Annotated in this window: 15 protein-coding genes and 3 pseudogenes; 9 read left to right on the top strand and 9 right to left on the bottom strand. The window is 63.5% G+C overall.

Annotated features, from left to right (window positions below):
* Positions 1–28: 28 nt before the first annotated feature.
* The 3 genes from ACEN2S_RS12085 to ACEN2S_RS12075 are packed head-to-tail and all read left to right on the top strand — an operon-like array spanning position 29 to position 2,298.
* Positions 29–553 carry a TRAP transporter small permease gene (locus tag ACEN2S_RS12085; protein WP_441866406.1) on the top strand — a complete coding sequence of 175 codons (525 nt, stop codon included), beginning with the start codon at positions 29–31 and terminating at the stop codon, positions 551–553.
* Positions 550–1,845, top strand: coding sequence for a TRAP transporter large permease (locus tag ACEN2S_RS12080; protein ID WP_441866405.1), 1,296 nt, complete (start codon positions 550–552; stop codon positions 1,843–1,845). The genes ACEN2S_RS12085 and ACEN2S_RS12080 overlap by 4 nt, the downstream gene beginning before the upstream one ends.
* Before the next feature lie 6 nt (positions 1,846–1,851).
* Positions 1,852–2,298: a type II 3-dehydroquinate dehydratase gene (locus tag ACEN2S_RS12075; RefSeq protein WP_441866404.1), complete on the top strand. Its 447-nt coding sequence runs from the start codon at positions 1,852–1,854 to the stop codon at positions 2,296–2,298.
* A 15-nt stretch (positions 2,299–2,313) separates the two neighbouring features.
* Here the strand turns inward: ACEN2S_RS12075 and ACEN2S_RS12070 are convergent, their stop codons facing one another.
* The 3 genes and pseudogenes from ACEN2S_RS12070 to ACEN2S_RS12060 all read right to left on the bottom strand — a co-directional run.
* Positions 2,314–3,000: a GntR family transcriptional regulator gene (locus ACEN2S_RS12070; protein ID WP_441866403.1), complete on the bottom strand. Its 687-nt coding sequence runs from the start codon at positions 2,998–3,000 to the stop codon at positions 2,314–2,316.
* 225 nt (positions 3,001–3,225) lie between these two features.
* Positions 3,226–3,385, bottom strand: a pseudogene (locus tag ACEN2S_RS12065) (aldehyde dehydrogenase family protein); the annotation flags it as partial.
* A gap of 85 nt (positions 3,386–3,470) precedes the next feature.
* Positions 3,471–3,843: pseudogene (locus tag ACEN2S_RS12060) on the bottom strand (transposase); the annotation flags it as partial.
* Positions 3,844–3,906: 63 nt separating this feature from the next.
* On the opposite strand from ACEN2S_RS12060, the pseudogene ACEN2S_RS12055 reads away from it, so the two are divergent.
* Positions 3,907–4,122, top strand: a pseudogene (locus tag ACEN2S_RS12055) (ATP-binding protein); the annotation flags it as partial.
* 61 nt (positions 4,123–4,183) lie between these two features.
* On the opposite strand, the gene ACEN2S_RS12050 reads toward ACEN2S_RS12055, so the two are convergent.
* Positions 4,184–5,194, bottom strand: coding sequence for a LacI family DNA-binding transcriptional regulator (locus ACEN2S_RS12050; protein WP_441866402.1), 1,011 nt, complete (start codon positions 5,192–5,194; stop codon positions 4,184–4,186).
* Between the two features lie 250 nt (positions 5,195–5,444).
* Here ACEN2S_RS12050 and ACEN2S_RS12045 point away from each other — a divergent pair, with 250 nt between their 5' ends.
* From ACEN2S_RS12045 to ACEN2S_RS12025, 5 genes are read left to right on the top strand one after another with little or no spacing between them, the layout of a single operon-like run.
* A complete protein-coding gene (locus ACEN2S_RS12045; protein ID WP_441866401.1) occupies positions 5,445–6,494 on the top strand; it encodes an ABC transporter substrate-binding protein in 1,050 nt (349 codons plus the stop codon).
* A gap of 32 nt (positions 6,495–6,526) precedes the next feature.
* Positions 6,527–7,579 (top strand): ABC transporter ATP-binding protein, encoded by a 1,053-nt coding sequence (locus tag ACEN2S_RS12040; protein WP_441866400.1) that lies wholly within the window; start codon positions 6,527–6,529, stop codon positions 7,577–7,579.
* Positions 7,576–8,487: an ABC transporter permease gene (locus tag ACEN2S_RS12035; RefSeq protein WP_441866399.1), complete on the top strand. Its 912-nt coding sequence runs from the start codon at positions 7,576–7,578 to the stop codon at positions 8,485–8,487. Before ACEN2S_RS12040 ends, ACEN2S_RS12035 begins: the two co-directional genes overlap by 4 nt.
* Position 8,488: 1 nt before the next feature.
* Positions 8,489–9,277, top strand: coding sequence for an ABC transporter permease (locus tag ACEN2S_RS12030; RefSeq protein ID WP_441866398.1), 789 nt, complete (start codon positions 8,489–8,491; stop codon positions 9,275–9,277).
* 16 nt (positions 9,278–9,293) lie between these two features.
* Positions 9,294–10,208, top strand: coding sequence for a phosphorylase family protein (locus ACEN2S_RS12025; protein WP_441866397.1), 915 nt, complete (start codon positions 9,294–9,296; stop codon positions 10,206–10,208).
* Between the two features lie 67 nt (positions 10,209–10,275).
* Here the strand turns inward: ACEN2S_RS12025 and ACEN2S_RS12020 are convergent, their stop codons facing one another.
* From ACEN2S_RS12020 to ACEN2S_RS12000, 5 genes are all read right to left on the bottom strand, one after another.
* A complete protein-coding gene (locus ACEN2S_RS12020; protein ID WP_441866396.1) occupies positions 10,276–11,760 on the bottom strand; it encodes a sodium:solute symporter family protein in 1,485 nt (494 codons plus the stop codon).
* Positions 11,757–11,942 (bottom strand): hypothetical protein, encoded by a 186-nt coding sequence (locus ACEN2S_RS12015; protein ID WP_441866395.1) that lies wholly within the window; start codon positions 11,940–11,942, stop codon positions 11,757–11,759. Before ACEN2S_RS12015 ends, ACEN2S_RS12020 begins: the two co-directional genes overlap by 4 nt.
* Before the next feature lie 125 nt (positions 11,943–12,067).
* Complete coding sequence (locus ACEN2S_RS12010; protein WP_441866394.1) at positions 12,068–13,210, bottom strand: FAD-dependent monooxygenase; 1,143 nt, start codon at positions 13,208–13,210, stop codon at positions 12,068–12,070.
* 174 nt (positions 13,211–13,384) lie between these two features.
* Positions 13,385–16,852, bottom strand: coding sequence for a molybdopterin cofactor-binding domain-containing protein (locus ACEN2S_RS12005; RefSeq protein ID WP_441866393.1), 3,468 nt, complete (start codon positions 16,850–16,852; stop codon positions 13,385–13,387).
* Positions 16,849–17,349: a (2Fe-2S)-binding protein gene (locus ACEN2S_RS12000; protein ID WP_441866392.1), complete on the bottom strand. Its 501-nt coding sequence runs from the start codon at positions 17,347–17,349 to the stop codon at positions 16,849–16,851. The genes ACEN2S_RS12005 and ACEN2S_RS12000 overlap by 4 nt, the downstream gene beginning before the upstream one ends.
* Between the last annotated feature and the right edge of the window lie 146 nt (positions 17,350–17,495).

The following is a 17,495-nucleotide window of genomic DNA, read 5'->3' as shown; positions in this document are numbered from 1 at the left end:
CACCCCCCGTGGGTGCGGCGGCTGAAAGGTGACACATTTGGAACGTCTGGCCACAATCGGGCTCTGGCTGCGGCGCCGGGCCGAGAATATTGCCGCACTGATGCTCGCGGTGATGTTCACCGCCTTCATCGTGCAGGTGGTGTTTCGCTATCTGCTGAACCTGCCCAGCGGCAGCGCCTCCGAGCTGACCACGATCATGTGGCTCTGGCTGGTGCTCTGGGGGGCGGGCTTCGTGCTGCGCGAGCGCGAAGAGATCCGGTTTGATTTCCTGATCTCGATGGTGAGCCCGCGCATCCGCCGGATCATGACCATCATCGCCTGCGTGGCACTGCTGTTCCTCTACGGCTATTCCCTGCCCGCCGTCTGGGATTTCGTGACCTTCATGAAGATCCAGGAGACCTCGTATCTCGATCTGCGCTACGATTGGGTCTATTCGATCTATATCTTCTTCGTCCTGGCGATCCTGGTACGCTATGCGTGGCTGCTCTGGCAGGCGATCCGGGGCCGTGATTTGGACGGCAGCCGCTCCGCCGGCGCGGAGGGCGAGGCATGATCGAGCCGTTTACCGCCTCCATTCTCTCCATCGTGCTGCTGGCGCTACTGGGTCTGCCGGTGGGCCATGCGATGATCGCCTCGTCGATCCTCTATCTGCTGATGAGCGGCTCGGACATGGGCACGGCCGCCGAACAGCTGCTCAACGGCATGTTCTCCAGCTATATCCTGCTGGCGGTGCCGCTGTTCATCCTCGCGGCCGAGCTGATGAATGCGGGGAACATGACCCTGCGGCTGCTGGCCTTTTGCAATGCCTTCATCGGGCGCTTTCCCGGCGGGCTTGCTCTTGTGAACGTGGCGCAATCGATCATTTTCGCGGGCATGTCCGGCTCGGCCATCGCCGATGCCGCGGGCTCCGGCAAGATGATGCAGCGGATGATGACCGAAGGGGGGAAATACCCCCCGGCCTTCGCCGCCGCACTGACCGCCTCGACCGCTGTCATCGGGCCGATCATCCCGCCCTCGATCCCGATGGTGATCTATGCCCTCGTCTCAGATGCCTCGATCGGCTATCTCTTTCTGGCCGGGGTCGTGCCCGGGCTGCTGATGGGCCTCGTGCAGGTGATCATCATCCTCTCGACCGCCCGCCGCCGCAAATTCCCGGTCGAAAAGCCCGTGCCGCTGCGGGAACTGCCCAAGATCACCTTTGACGCCATCCCGGCGCTGATGATGCCGGTGGTGTTGCTGGGGGGCATCTATGGCGGCGTGACAACGCCGACCGAGGCCGCCGCTGTCGCCGCCCTTTATGCCCTCTTGGTATCTGCCATCCTCTACCGCAGCGTGACGCTGAAATCGGCCTATGACTCGGTGCTGTCGAGCGCGCGGACCACGGCCTCCATCGGCATGCTGATCGCCGGGGCGCTGGTCTTCAACTATGTCGTCACGGTCGAGAATATTCCGGCCAGCCTCAGCATCTGGCTGGCTGGGTTCGATCTGTCGCCGCTCGCCTTCCTCTTGATGGTCAATGTGATCCTGCTGGTGCTGGGCTGCCTGCTGGAGGGCACGACGATCCTCCTGGTCATCGTACCGGTCTTCATCCCGACGGCGCAGGCTTTGGGCATCGACCTCGTGCATTTCGGCATCGTCTGTGTTGTGAACATCATGCTGGGGCTGATCACACCGCCCTATGGGCTGTTGCTCTTCGTGATGACCACGATCTCGGGCTGTTCACTGGGCCAGATCGTCCGCGAAATTCTGCCCTTCCTCACCGCGCTGCTGGTGGCGCTGTTTCTCATCACGCTGGTGCCGGATCTGTCGCTCTGGCTGCCGCGCCTCTTTGGTTACAACGGATAAATGCACATGACCAAACCCGTCTATGTCCTGAACGGCCCCAACCTGAACCGCCTTGGCCAGCGCGAGCCGCATATCTACGGACATGTCACCTTGGCCGAGGTGGAGCAGATCTGCCACCGGGCCGCCGGGACTGCCGGTCTCGTCTTCCGGCAGACCAACTCCGAAGAGCAGATGATCAACTGGATCCATGAGGCGATTGATCTTTCCTGTGCGCTGCTCATCAACCCGGCGGCCTTCACCTTTTATTCGATGGCAATCATGGATGCGCTGAAGATGTACCCGCACCCGCTGATTGAGTTCCACATCACCAATGTCCACAAGCGCGAGGAGATGTATCACCATTCGCTGGTGTCGGGTGTGGCGACGGCGGTGATGGCGGGCACGGGCACGCGCGGCTATGGCTATGCGGTGCAGATGCTGCTCGACATGGTCGCCGAGAAGGCGGCGGCCTGATCCCCGCCCCGCCGCTCAGGCCGGGATCTTGCCGCTGGCGATGATATGCTCCATCCCGGCCATGACATGCGAGGTGAGCAGGCTGACCGCGGCCTCGACATCGCGCCCCACGACCAGATCACGCAGGCGGGCATGTTCGTCCGCGGCGGGGCGGCCGCGGAAATCCAGCACATAGAGATGATAGCGCATGAAGCGGTCGAAGATGTTGGAATGGGTCGCACTCAGCACCGGACGGTCGCAGGCCATGACGGTGGCATGGTGGAAATCCCAGTCATATTGCACCCATTTCATCACCTGACTCCCGTCGCCGCCAATCAGTTGCGTCTCGGCGGTTTGCAGTTTGTGGTGGCATGAGACCACCTGCGCCTCCCAATCGACCGAGCCAACCTCGATCGAGCGGCGCAGGGCATGACATTCAAGCAGCAGGCGCATCTCGCAAATGTCGCGCAGGTCCCGCTGGCTGATTGGCGCGACGCCAAACCCGCGATTGCCCTCGGCCACCACGAAATGTTCCGCCGCCAGCCGGTTGAGAATTTCGCGCAGCGTGCTGACGCTGGCCCCATAGGTCTCGCGCAAGCGTTCCAGCCGCAGCCGGTCGCCCGGTTTCAGGGTGTTGGTGATGATGTCAAAGCGGATCCGGCGCAGAACTTTGTCGGCAAGGCTGTCGCCCTCTGCGTCGATGAAAAAGCTTTTGCCGCGCACGCTCTGCTCCTGTCTGTCCTTTTCCGCCACCGAATGGACGGACCCGCTGTCTGGCGATAGCGGGCAGATTATAGGATTTCCAGCATCAAATCATATGAAAATACAAAGTCGCCCAATACTGCCCAATCATCATACGGTTGCTCTCATCCAGAGCAGAGCCCCGTCCGGAGGCGGAGGCCGCACTTGGCATGGCGACCGCTGCCGCCGTGTCGCAGCACTCGGTTTTTACAGCGTGATGGCGCTGCACGGATATTTCATCGCGAGATATTCATCGATCCCGTGATGCGAACCTTCGCGCCCCCGGGCCGGATTGCTTGACCCCGCCACAGGGTGCCACCTCATTCGAGATCAGGCCGGTGTCGTGGCCGACGATGCTATCGTCCAGCCCCGCCTGGCCTGGCCCGCAGCTGGAGCCCCCGGCAAAACCGGCGCGGTTCAGTCCAGCAGTGCGCGTTTCCATTGAGTGATCATCGTCGCATGCACGCCGGACCGGCTCGCCAGCTCCGAACCACTTGGCAAAGTCGGTTGACCGGGAAAGTACCACGCTGTTCGCCAATGAAGCTGAACCTCACGGCTTTTGGCTCGCGCAGAACTGGGTGGCTTTTTTAGGGTATCCCTCTCCTCCTTGAGAATACGGTTCTTGCGCCGAAACCGTTCACTCGCCCGTGCAAGGTCGCGATCATCGGGCGACACGACATCCGTCTCGCGATGCGCCGCTGCCCCCTTGTTCAAGGTCGACATGCCGACCCCAAGATCATCCGCAATCTGACGCCCTGGCGGCCCGCTGGTCAACGCGATCCGCACCGCGTCCTTGCGAAAGTCATCCGTCCCGACTGTGCCCATGGCTCATATCCTCTGCTGCGCGTTAAGCAATCAAAGGAGCGGCACCAAACCGCGACGAGACCACCTCTTGCCCAGGCCGGCGGCCAGTTGCTGTTCCACCTGATCAGTAAGCTCTGCGGGCGCACGTCCATCATCGTCACGACGAACCTTGCCGTCGGCGAATGACCGACTGTCGTCGGCGATGCCAAGATTACAGCGGGGCTGCTCAACCGCCTAACGCATCACCGCGAGATCGTCGAATCCGGCAACGCGTTCTGGCGCTTCAAGAACCGCGCCTGATGGCCACACCTCAGGGGGGGGCAATATTGGCTGCCGATCGACACCCTTTCGAAATGAAAATTCAGGTGCCCCTCAATGCACTGGGAAGCAGGACGCTCTGCACCGGCGCGGCATCCTGATTTTCGATACCGGAGATCAGCGCCTTCACCAGCTTTTGGCCGACAACCTGCATGTCGACAGAATGGGTGACCACCGGCAATGACAGGAAATCGCACATGCCCGTGTTATCGCGGGCCACGATGACCACCTCGCGTCCCGGGACAAGCCCCCGGTTGCGCAGCGCCGAAAGCGCGCCCAGCAGACCAATTTCATTCGCGCTGATCAAGGCGGTTGGCGGCGCCGGAAGGTCTAGCATGCGGACAAAGGAATGCTGGCTGGTGGCCATGCTGAAATCCTCATATCCGACCAGATCCTCGTCATAGGGAATGCCCGCGGCCTGCAAGGCCGCCATATATCCCGCGCGGCGGTCCTGGCTGCTCACGTCGTGGCGCGACAGCGTCTGCAGCGCAATCCGCCGGTGGCCCAGCCCCAAAAGATAGGCCGTCGCTTCGCGCGCAATATGCGCATTGTCCACATCGACATAGGCATGGCGCCCGCCATCGGCCGAGCGCCCGAAGGTCACGAAGGGCACCCGGTTTTGCTGCAGCCAGGGAATGCGTCTGTCACCTTCCGTCATCCGGGTGATGATCACGCCATCGGAGGCACGCAGCTGCACCACCCGTTTCACGGCAATCAGCGGGTCTTCCTCCGGCAGTGTTGAGGTGATCGAGAGCGTATATCCCCGCTCTTGTGCGGCAACGGTCATCCCCTCGATCAGCGGCAGCCGGGCGATGTCAGACAAATAGGCCTTGGCCTCCAGCGGCAACACCGCCGAAATCGCGTAGGTACGCCCGGTGCGCAGAGCCAATCCATGCATATTGGGCACATAGCCCGCCGCCTCGGCCATGGCCTTCACCCGTTCGATCGTGCGCGGATGCACCTCCGGCCCGTCCTTCAGCGCCCGCGAGACGGTCGTTACCGACAGGCCAAGGCTGTCGGCAATTTGGCGAAGGTTGGGGCGGCTGGCGGTCATGATACGTTCCGGTCGGAAGAAATGCAGGCGTCAGCATGACCCCTGCAGGCGGCAATGGAAAGGCACAGCCCTCTGCGCCAAAGCATGTGATGAATTTTTGGGCATTGGAAAGGGGTGTTCCGACAAAATCATACGCAAACAAACAAATTACTTCCCTGAATCGGCAATATCTGAAAATCGTAACGTTACGAAAGAACAAAAAGCTGAAATCATCGGCATTCACCGCAACGCTCTTCCAACAGAGGTCCGTATGAATCTGTCCCTTCGCTCGTCCTCCGCGCTCGCCCTGCTGGCCTTGTCGGCCCCGTTGCAGGCGCAGTCCCCCACCCTGACCATCACCGCAGCCGGCGGTGATTATGGCACCGCCCTGCGCGAGGCCATGTGGGCCCCCGCCGCACAAGATCTCGGCTATGAAATCCGGGAAGAATCCCAAAGCGACAGTCTGGCCGCGCTGCGCATGCAGGTGATGTCGGGCTCGGTGAGCACCGATGTCATCCATATCGGCTCGAATGAGGCGGCGCAGGCGGCTGCATTGGATCTGCTCGAGCCGCTGGATACCTCGGTCATCGATATGGATGCGCTGCCCGAAGGCGCAAGGAACGGCTATTGCTATCCGTTTGACAGCTACGGCACCGTGATGGCCTGGAACACCAAAACCTATGGCGAAAACGGCCCGAAGACCTGGGCGGATTTCTGGGATACCCACAAATTCCCCGGCCGCCGCGCGCTGCGGGCGAATGCGCAGGATCAGCTGGAAATCGCGCTCTTGTCTGACGGCGTTGCGCCGGGCGATGTCTATGATGTGCTTTCCACCGAGGAGGGCATGAAGCGCGCCATCGGGCGGCTGGAAATGCTGAAGCCGGATGTGGCGATCTGGTGGACCTCGGGCGCGCAATCGACGCAGATCCTCAAAGATGGCGAAGTGGATATGGTCATCACCTGGAACGGGCGTGCTGCCAATGCCGCTGCCGATGGTGGTGCCGCGGATTATACGTTCGACGGTTCGGTGATTGGCACCGATTGCCTGGCCGTGCCCGCAGGTGCCCCGCACCGCGAGGAAGCGATGAAACTGATCGCCGCGATGACGACACCTGAACGCGAGGCCAAACTCACCGATTACATCCTCTACGGCCCGATGAATCAGTCGGCCTATGGCACCGGGCTGATCCCGGATGACCGGATTAAAGATCTGGCCACCGCGCCGCAAAACGTCGGCAGCTCGGTCTATTCCAACGCCGATTGGTGGGTTGCGCATGGCGAAGCCGCCCAAATCGCCTTTGACGAAATGATCAACCGCTGATCCGGCACCGGATCCTCTGACAGGAGACACCCATGGCACCGCTTCCGATCCAGATCGACGGCCTGCGCAAGACCTACGGCGATTTTGTCGCGCTGGACGATGTATCCTTGGCGATCCGGCCGGGCGAATTCCTGACCTTGCTGGGGCCTTCGGGCTCCGGCAAGACCACTTTGCTGATGGCGCTTGCGGGGTTCACCCGCCCCGAGGCAGGCACGATCCGCATTGGCGACCGCGATGTCACACGGCTGGCCCCCAACCTGCGCGACATCGGCATCGTTTTTCAGAATTACGCGTTGTTTCCGCATATGAGCGTGCTGGAAAACGTTGAATACCCCCTGCGTCTGCGCAAACTGCCCCGCGCCGAGGTGCGCGAGCGCGCGATGGCGGCGCTGGCGCGGGTGAAACTCGACGCCTTCGCCGCCCGCGACATTGCCGCGCTCTCGGGCGGGCAGCGCCAGCGCGTCGCCCTCGCCCGCGCCATCGTCTATGAGCCGCGGGTGATGCTGATGGACGAGCCGCTCTCGGCGCTGGACAAGAACCTGCGCGAGCATATGCAGTTTGAAATCCGCCGTCTGCATGATGATCTGGGCATCACCACCATCTATGTCACCCATGACCAGCGCGAGGCGCTGACCATGTCCGACCGGATCGCGGTGATGAATGCGGGCCGGATCCAGCAGATCGATGCGCCGCAAACGATTTATCACCGTCCTGATTCCGGTTTCGTCGCGGCCTTCATGGGCGAAGCCAACATCCTGACCGGCCGGGATTGCAGCGGCCTTGGCGGACAGGTCATCGCACCCGGCGCCTCCCTGATGGTGCGCGCCGAGAGTTTCCACCTCGACCCTACCGCCTGTGGGCCGGACGGATTGCGCCTCGACGGGACGGTGAGCGGCAAGGCGTTCCGCGGCGAGAACTGGCTCGTGCATCTGGCGCTGGCCTCGGGTCAGGAGGTGATGCTCTCGATCCCGTCCAGCCGGGCGACGGGCTGCGAGAGTCTGATGCCGGGTCAGCCGCTCAGCGCCTATGTCCCGGGCGCGCATGTGCACCCGCTGGGTGCCGCCGCCGCAGGAGTGGCGGCATGAGCAGAGCCACGACCATGCCGCTGCCCGGCGCGGCCACGCCCGATCCGTCGCGCGCGGCACTGCGCCGCGATGCCCGGCGCGAGAAGCTGTTCTTTCTGTCAATGTCGCTGCCCGCGCTGGTGCTGGTCGGGCTTTGCGCGATGCTGCCGATCCTGTGGATCGTGCGGCAAAGCTTTCTGACCCTGCGCGGCAGCTTCACCTGGAACAACTGGAACACGTTGCTGACCAGTGATCTCACTTGGAAATCGGTCTGGACCACGGTGGAACTCTCGGCGGGCACCCTCGCGCTCTGCATCATTCTGGGGCTGCCGCTGGCGATTGCGCTGGCCTCCGCCCCCACCAAGATCGCCAATCGGCTCTTGATCCTGCTGATGTTGCCGCTCTGGACCTCGATCCTCGTGCGCACCTATGGCTGGCTGGTGCTGCTGCGGCGCGACGGTCTGGTCAATCAGGCGCTGATGGGCAGCGGGATCACCGATCAGCCGCTGGCGCTGGTGTATAATTTCACCGGCACGCTCATCGGCATGGTGCATTTCATGCTGCCGCTCTTCGTGCTGCCCACCTACGCCGCCTTGCGCGACATTGACCCCAACACGATCCGCGCCGCCGCCAGCATGGGGGCGAGCCTGCCCCGCACCCTTCTGGGTATCGTCCTGCCGCTGGCCGCCGGTGGCATCCGTTCGGGCGCGATGATCGTCTTCATCTACACATTGGGCTTCTTTATCACCCCGGCGGTGCTCGGCGGCGGACAGGTCAACCCGATCGCCATCCGGATCGAGCGCACCATGTCCACCTTCCAGAACTGGGGCGCCGCCTCGGCGCTGGGGATCTTGCTGTTGCTGCTGGTCGCGCTGCTCGCCGCCATGCTGCTGGCCAGCCGCCACCTGTTGTCGCGCAAAGGAGCCTGACATGCTGGACGCCTTTGAAAACCGGGGCCTGAAGCTCTGCCTGTGGATCTTTGCCGCGCTCGTGCTGGTCTTTCTGATCCTGCCCACGCTGATCGTGGTGCCGCTGTCTTTCTCGGCCTCTGATCTGCTGGAGTTTCCGCCCCGCGCCCTCTCCCTGCGCTGGTACGAGAGCTTTTTCGGCTCGGTCGCCTGGATGGCGGCGCTGCGCACTTCGCTGATCCTCGGGGTGATGACCGCGCTGATCGCGGTGCCGGTCAGCCTCTTGGCCTGTCTGGCGATGAACCGGGTCGGCGGCTTTGCCTCGCGCGCGGTTTATACCTATGTGCTCTCGCCCTCCGTCGTGCCGGGGATTTTGCTCGCCATCGGCCTTTTCTTCGTGCTGGCCAAACTCCGGCTGATCGGCACCCTGAGCGGGGTGATCGTCGGCCATGTCGTGCTGGCGATTCCGGTCACCATCATCGTGCTGCTGCCGGCCGTGGCGCGCTTTGACTGGACGCAGATCAGCGCCGCCCGCAGTCTCGGGGCGGGCTGGGCGCGCGCACTCTGCCAGATCATGTTGCCGCAGCTGCGCTTCACGCTGATGACCGCGGCCCTGATGGCCTTTCTCGCCTCGCTCGACGAAGCGGTGATTTCGATCTTCGTGTCATCGGGCGAGAATTCGACCCTGCCAAAGCTGATGTTCCTGTCGCTGCGCGATCAGATTGACCCCACCATTGCCGCCATTTCCACCCTCTGGACGCTGCTTGTCATCAGCATCGTGCTGATCCTCAATGCCCGCCAGAAGGGCTGATCCAAGGACCCCTCCCATGACCCATGAACCCGCCGTATCGCCCGACATCAGGGCCAGTGCCATTCCGCAGGTGGGGCTCGCGCTCATCACCGGCTCGGCCAATTGGGGGCTGGCCTTCCCCGAGGACATCGCCCTCGACGGGGTTCGCGTGCTGGCGCGCGATCTCACGTTCGAGACGCCCTGGGGGGCCTCTGACAACTGGAAACTGCTGGAATTTGACGGCAGCCTGACCGGGGATGGCGCGCCGAAACGCGCCCTGTGCATGTACTCCCACGGCAACCCGCGCGATGAGATTGACCACAGCTGCCACCGCCGCGCCTTTTGGGTGCTGCAAGAGGCCGGAGTGCGGCAAGTGCTGGCCTGCTCGACCATCGGCGCGCTGAACAAGGCCATCCAGCCCGGCGATCTGGTGATCAATGCCGATATCCTTGAACTGACCCAAACCCCCTATTCGCTGCTGCCGGGCCGCCAACGCTTTGACGCTTCGGGCAAGGCCATCGTCTGCGCCTCTTGCGCCGAAGTTCTGGCCAGCACCGCGCGGCAGATCTGGCCCGAGGGCCGCCGGGTGCATGGGATCGAGTTGGGGCTGGTGGCGGCGCATGCCTATGGCCCGCGCCTGACCACCCCGGCCGAAGCGATTGCGTTTCGGTCGATGGGGGCAGATGTGATGAACCATTCGATTGCACCTGAAGCCACGCTCAGCCGGGAGATCGGTGCCTGTTTCGTGCCCTGCGCCTTTGTTACCGCCGGGTTCAACGACTACATGGACCGCTCGCGCGGGTCGCTGCTGCAAGATGACGTGCTGCCGCGGCTGGGGCGTCTGACCTCGGAACTGGCGTTGCGGGCCGCGGCGCTTTTGCCAAAAGCGGGGGAGTGCAACTGTCAGACCCTCAAGGCGCCGCAGCCTGCCGAACGCTACGAAAGATTCTGACGCCCAAGGCAAAGCGGCGCCCTCCTGCCGGAGGACGCCGCCTGCTCTGCACCTGAGGGTCCAGCGGTCAGGCTCTCAGAGCTGCCTCTTTCGCCACAGCCCCGGATACCGGCGCCATGAAATCATCCGCACGCTCATCACGGGCGGGCCGGGTCACCAGGCTGACCGCGACAAACAGCACCGAGGCCACCGGGAAGCCCAAAATCCCCGCGTTCAGCCCGAACAGCGAATTGCCGGTCAGATACATGCCGATCACAAAGACCACGCCGCCGATGATTGAGGCCAATGCCCCGGCGGCCGTGCCACCGCGCCAGAAAAACGCCCCGATGGTTGCAGGCACCACCACAACAAGACCGGCGGAGGCCGCAACCGACAGCACCGCAATCATGCTGAACTCCATCGCGGCAAAGCCCATCGCCAAGAGCGAGATCACCGGGATCACGAATTTGCCGATCAGCAATTGCCGGGCATCATCACGGTCGCCGGTCAGATTGCCCCAGACATCGCGGGCAAAGATCGACGACAGCGTCAACAGGATCGAGTCGATGGTCGAGACCGCGGCGGCAAGGATACCCACCATCACGATCACACCCAGGACCGGCGGCACATAATCCGAAGACAACAGCGTTGAGGTTGCCAGATCCGGGCTGGCCAGATCGGGGAAAGCCACCAGCGCCGAAAAGCCCCAGATCACCGACACAATGGTGTAAATCAGCCCAAAGCAGAGGAAGATCATCAGCATCCGGCGCAGAGCCCCCAGCGAGGCCGGCATGTAAAGACGCTGGCTGACCTGCGGGTTCGAGATGGCGAAGAAAAACCACGGCAGCGTCAGACCGAGGAAGGTCTTGAAGCTGAACAGCCCCGGCCCCGGCACTTGCAGCATTTCCGGACGCGTTTCGCTGATGGTCGCGAACATGCCGGTGAAACCACCGAGTTCAGACACGACATAGATGCCGACCAGCACCGAAGCGACGATCATCACCAGCGCCTGCAGGCTGTCGGTCCACATGACCGAGCGGATCCCGGCGATATAGGCAAAGAAAATCGCCAGCACCGTCGCCACCACAATGCCGGTGCCAAAGGACAGCTCGCCCCCCGTCATCCCCGAAAGCAGATAGCCAACGCCCGAGAGTTGCACCGCCGAATAGGGAATGAGAAAGATCAGCCCGGTCACCCCGGCGGCCAGCGCCACCCACGGGCTGCCATAGCGTTGACCCAGCATCTCGGAGGGGGTCACGCAGCCGATCCTCTTACCCACCGCCCAGAAACGCGGCCCAAAGATCGCCACCAGCGACACCCCGGCGAAATAGACGATTTCAAATCCCAGCGCGCCGACGCCGCCCTTGTAGGTCAGCCCCGCCAGCCCCACCATCATGAAGGCGGAATAGGTGGTGGCACTGTAGCTGAGCGCCGAGATCAACCCGCCCATCGAGCGATCGCCGAGGAAGTAATCCGACATGCTCGAGGATTTGCCGCTGCGCGAGATATAGGCCACGATCAGCGACAGGACGATGTAGATGACAATGCCCCAGAGAACCAGTGACGTGTTCATAGCTCGGCCTCCTCGATCCCGACCATGGCCAGGAAATTCAGGATGATGACCCCCACACCCGCAAGGCACCAGAACAGAAAGCTGCCCTGCCAGGTCGCGTTCTGGCCCAGCCAGAGATAGGGTACGGCGTAACAGGACACGATCAGCACGGCTGTCAGTGTCAGCGCGATTTTTCGCAACATTTTTTCCCCGTCAGTTAAGTAAGTTATGGATATGCGGGCGCCGTCGGCAGATCAGCTATAGACCTGCCGTTGGGTGGCGCGCAGCACGTTTTCAGGCCGCGGCCGGTTTCCCGGCCGCCACCGGATCAGGCCAACGCCGCATTGATCGGATCATAGGCATAGACCCATGCCGGATCCTCGGGCTCTTTGAGCCAGGTATTCGCGTTGGAGATTGTCTGCACTTTGGTTGCACGGTCCCGCCGGGTATTTTCATAGATGGCAAAGGCCGTGCGGTAATCGGTGGTCCCCGTGGCCACCAGACAGCGGGTCAACACCGCCGCATCCTCAATCGCCATACAGGCCCCTTGCGCCATATGCGGGCGCATCGGGTGGCAAGCATCCCCCAGAAGGCACAACCGGCCCCGGCTCCACAGGCTCATCGGATCGCGGTTCCAGAACGGCCATTTGGTGACCTCTTCCGTGGCATCAATCAGCCCCTGCACCATCGGATGCGAGCCGCCGAAGATCGCCTCCATTTCCTCGCGTGAGCTGTCGACAAAGCTGGCCTCGTGGGTCCAGCCATCCACCGGCACGCCGGTGACATAGTAATATTCCGAGCCGTCATTCTTGGTCGCATAGGCCATGATATGGCGCGACTGCTCCCACCACCATTTCACGCAGCGCTCATACTCCAGCCCGGTGGCGCGCAGCTTGTCCATATTGACCAGCGCCCGGTGGCCGACCCATCCGGAAAACCGCGGTTTCTCCGGCCCGAGCAGCTTTTCGCGGATCATCGAATTGATGCCGTCGGCCCCGATCACCAGCTTGGCCGAGACCTCTTTGCCATTGGCAAAGCTCAGCAATACATCCGAGTCGCGCTCGACGATATCGGTCAGCCGATGGTCGAAATGCAGACGCTCCTCCGGCAAGGCCGCGATTTGCTCGGCATGCAGATCGCCCCGGTGGATGGTGATATAGGGCGCGCCGTATTCGCGCTTGGCGTAATCACCGAGCTCGATTTTCGACAGGTAATCGCCGCTCAGCCCATCGCGCGAGAACCAATGATCGGGATGCGAGCCGATCCGGCTCAGCCGGTCCTCAAGCCCGATCGCACGGAAAATCTTCATCACATTGGGACCGATGTGGATCCCTGCCCCCAGGCGGCTGAACACCGGGGCCTGTTCGAACACATGCACCGAAAAGCCTGCGTTGAGCAGCAGCGCCGCCGCCGCCGCGCCGCCAAGCCCGGCACCGATCACGGCAATGTCGATCTGTTCGACAGAAGTCATGGGAGTCTTCCTCGTCTGTTATCTGGATATTTCATTTGTATACGAACAAAAAATTCCGGCGATGTTTTTTTGCGCTCTGCCATGGCTCCGGGCCTGAAAAACACATCTGAGACTCTGGTTTGCGGCGAAGCTGGAGAGATTTGCACAAAAATTACTCATATCTGTACAAACAATTTATGGCGCAGTGCCAAGCCCGCTCCATTGCGGCAGATCGGCGGCGTAGCGGGCGCGCAGATATTGCGCCAGCTGGTCGATTTGTGATTCGCTCAGCTCGTTGGCAAAGCCCGGCATGTCACGCAGGGGCAGCGTGAGCGGAGCTTCGATCCCCTCGCGGATCACTGTGCGCAGTGCCTCGGGCGTGGGGGCCCGCAGTGCCACCGAACGCTCCAGCGGCAGCTGGGCGGCGGTCAGCGCGCCGGGCAGTCCCGGCTCATGGCAGCTTGCGCAGGCGGCGCGGAAGAGGCGTGACCCCGGCCCCGGCAAGGGCACGGTGGTAACCGGCGTTGGCGCCTCTGCGACGGGGGCAGGTTTCGCGGCAGCGAGATCCGCCAGATAGACCGACATCGCGCGGATATCGGCATCGGGCAGCGCGGTCAGGCTGTCGATCACTTCGCCCATCGGACCCGAAGCGCTGGCGATGCCCGGCGCATGACCCTGACGCAGATAGGCAAAAAGCCCCTCTGCGTCCCAGCCGCGCCCCGCCACATCCGGCCCGGCCAAAGCGGGCGCCCACCAGCCATCGACCATCGCCCCCGCGTAGGCAGAAGCGCCGGTTTTCTCGGCCCCCATCAGATTGCGCGGACTGTGGCAGGCGCTGCAATGCCCCGCCGCTTCGACCAGATATTTGCCGCGGTTCCACTCTGCCGATTGCGTCGGTGTGGGTGCAAAGGGGGCCGGATCGTGGAACATCGCGTTCCAGACCGCATTCACCGGCCGCAGATTTACCGGCGCCAGCATCGTCGCGCGCGGCGTCTCGGCCTTCACCGGCGGCAGGGTTTGCAGATAGGCATAAAGCGCGAACATGTCCTCGGCGTCGATCTTGGCAAAGGCGGTATAGGGAAAGACCGGATAGAGGTTCTTGCCGTCGCGGCTGACGCCCTGCCGCATGGCGCGCTCAAAGGCCGCGAACGACCATTGCCCCAGCCCGGTTTCCGCATCAGGCGTCAGATTGGTCGAATAAACCACGCCAAACGGGGTTTCCATCGCCCGCCCGCCCGCATTCGGAATGCCGCCCTCGGCCGTGTGGCAGACCGCGCAATCGCCCGCCGCGAAGACGCTGCGGCCGCGCGCAAGGATCTCGGCCGAAAAGCTGGCCGCTGCCGGAGCCGGACTGGGCGGGATTGCCGCATGAAACGGCAGCGCCACCGCGCCGAGGGTCAGCACGCCGCCCAAGGCCGTGGCCGCCCGCGCGCAGCGGGGCCCGAGGCTAAGCCGTGCGCGCCAGCCCGCTGCGCTGCGCTCCGGCGCCGCGAGGGACCGCGGCGCCGAGGTTTCTTCCCGCTCCAGCAGGGCGCGGCGCAGTTTTTCCGGGGTGAACGGGGCCTCGCGCAGCCGCACCCCCGTTGCATCAAAAATCGCATTGGCAATCGCGGCGGCAGCCGGAACCGCCGCGCTTTCGCCCACCCCGAGGGCCGGGGCGTCGGGCCGCTCGATCAGCATGCTGCGAATGGCGGGCACGGCTTCAAAACTCTGGATCGGATAGCTGGCCCAGCTTTTCGCGGTGGGGGTGATCTGATCGAAGCTGACCTCTTCCAGCAGGGTGCGGCTGGCGGTCTGGATCACATTGCCATGGATCTGCGCGCGCACGCCTTCGGGGTTGATCACCAACCCCTGATCCTGGCCGACAAACACCCGGCTCAGGGTCACCTCACCGGTTTCGGTATCCACCGCCACATCGCACACCCAGGCGGCAGAGGCGGCGGCGGTGCCGGGAAAGCTGCCATGCACATAGGTGGCGAAGGCAAAGCCCTGCCCGTAAGCCATCCGCCCCTCGCGCCGAAGCCGGGGACCGCTGCGCGCCTCCCAGCCCGCCTCATCCGCGGTGCGCTGCATCAGATCGGCCATGCGCGGATCATCCATATGCCGCAGACGGAAGGCCACCGGATCTTCGCCCGCCGCATCCGCCAGCTCATCCACGAAACTCTCATGCGCGAAGGTGTTGGGCAGCGCCGACACCCCCCGCATCCAGGCCGCCCGCACCATGGGGGCCATATCATGCACGGTGATGCGCTTATGCGGGATCCGGTAGGGCGGAATGATCGTGCGGTCGCCCATATCCGAGGGCCGCGGCTCGGGCGAGATCCGCCCGGTCAGCAGCAACGCCAGATTGGGGCCGCGGTTCGACGGATACCAGCTGTCGATGCTATAGGCCCCGATATCGCCCGAGGCGGAAAGGCCGCCCTCGACCTCCATCAGCTGCGCCGCCCCTTTCGGCTCCCACAGATGTTCCTGCGCCCGAGTGAGTTGCACCCGCACCGGCCGCCCGACCACCCGCGACATCAGCAAAGCATCACCACAGACATCATCGGCGCAGTTGCGGCCATAGCAGCCCGCTGCCTGCAACCGCCGCACCTCCAGCCGTTCGGCGGGCAGATCCACCAGCTGCGCCAGATCACCGCGCAGCATATGCGGGTTCTGCGTGCCGCTCCAGATGACCGGCTGGCCGTTGTTCCAGTCGGCCACCGCACAGGAGGGGCCGATCGAGCCATGCTCGTGATAGGGCCAGAGATAGGTCCGCTGCAGCTTCACCGAACAGGCAGCAAGACCCGCCTGAAAATCGCCGCCGACATCCAGAACGCGGGGCGTTGAGGGCTGCTGTTTCAGACTGTGCCGCAGATCGGCCATATCCGGCAGCGGCGGCGGCATCCGCCAATGCACCGGCAGCGCCTCAGCAATCTGTTGTGCCTGATGCGGCGCTTCGGCCACCACGCCCAGAAAATCCCCCGCGCGCACGATGGCAACCAGGCCCGCCATGCCCGCCACCGCAGCCTCATCATAGCCGATCAGCGAGCAACCGATGAAATCGCCGCTGTCGCGCCCGGCATAGGGCGGGCGGATCACATGGCCATGCAGCATGCCGTCAATGTGCAGATCGTGGATATAGCTGAAATTGGCGGTCACCTTTTGCGGCAGATCGCGCCGCCCCACCGGGGTGCCGACAATCCGATAGGCGCTTGGCGGTTTCAGCGGCACCTCACGGTCAAGCCGCATGGCCAGATCCAGCCCTTCGACCATCTCCAGCAGGCCAACGGAGGTATCTTTCCACAGCACCCGCCCCTCAACCAGCTGCACTCCTTCCTCGGGTGCATTCAGCCGCCGCGCGGCGCGCCCCAACAAGAAATGCCGCGCCTGGGCCGCTGCAAGCCGGAGGGGAATCGCGGTGATCTGGATGGTTTCTGAGGCGATGGTCGGCCCCTGATCCGGGGTGCGGGCGGTATCGCCCAGCACCACGCGCACCAGATCCAGCGGCAGATCCAGCTCTTCCGCGACAATCTGCGCCAGCGCGGTCTCGATCCCGGTCCCCAGATCCACATGGCCGTTAAAAACGGTGACCCCTGCCCCGGCGCGGATCTGCAGATAGACCCGCCGTTCGCCCTGCGGCTCTTCATAGATCGAGAGAATGCCATCGCGGAGGTCCGTCATGGCCGGGCCCCCGCGTCAGAGGCAGGTTTGCAGGCCATAATCTCGGCCGCACGCCGGACCGAGGCGATGATTTCCTGATGCGTGCCACAGCGGCAGAGGTTGTCGCGCAAACCCGCCCGGATCTCGGCCTCGGAAGGTGCCGGATTGCGCTCAAGCAATGCCACGGCGGTCATCACCATCCCATTCAGGCAATAGCCGCATTGCGCGCCCTGTGCCTCAACAAATCCCTGTTGCACCGGATGCAGCGCCCCGGTTTCGGGATCCGCCAGCCCCTCCAGCGTCGTCACCCGCCGATCGGCAACCCGCGCCGCGCGCAGCACGCATGCGCGCGCCGGAACCCCGTCCACCAGCACGGTACAGGCTCCGCATTGCGCCAACCCGCAGCCGTATTTCGGCCCGTTCATGCCCAGATCATGCCGCAGCACATCCAGCAGCGTCCGGTGCGGATCGGGCGTCAGATCGACGGGATGATCGTTGAGCGTGAAACGGTGACTCATCAGAAGGCTGCCTGCTTTTGTTACGCGGTCGCGCTCAGGAGAGCGTCAAACTTGGATGCACACAAATGATTTGTCTTGAATGCAGCATTTTTCTGTCACCAATCCGCGCCGAGCCACCGGCCATCGCGGCTTTGCGCGGCTGCTTG

The sequence above is a fragment of the Phaeovulum sp. W22_SRMD_FR3 genome (assembly GCF_052113705.1).
Taxonomy (GTDB): Bacteria; Pseudomonadota; Alphaproteobacteria; order Rhodobacterales; family Rhodobacteraceae; genus JBGQOG01.
This window is presented reverse-complemented; position numbering and strand designations above follow the sequence as displayed.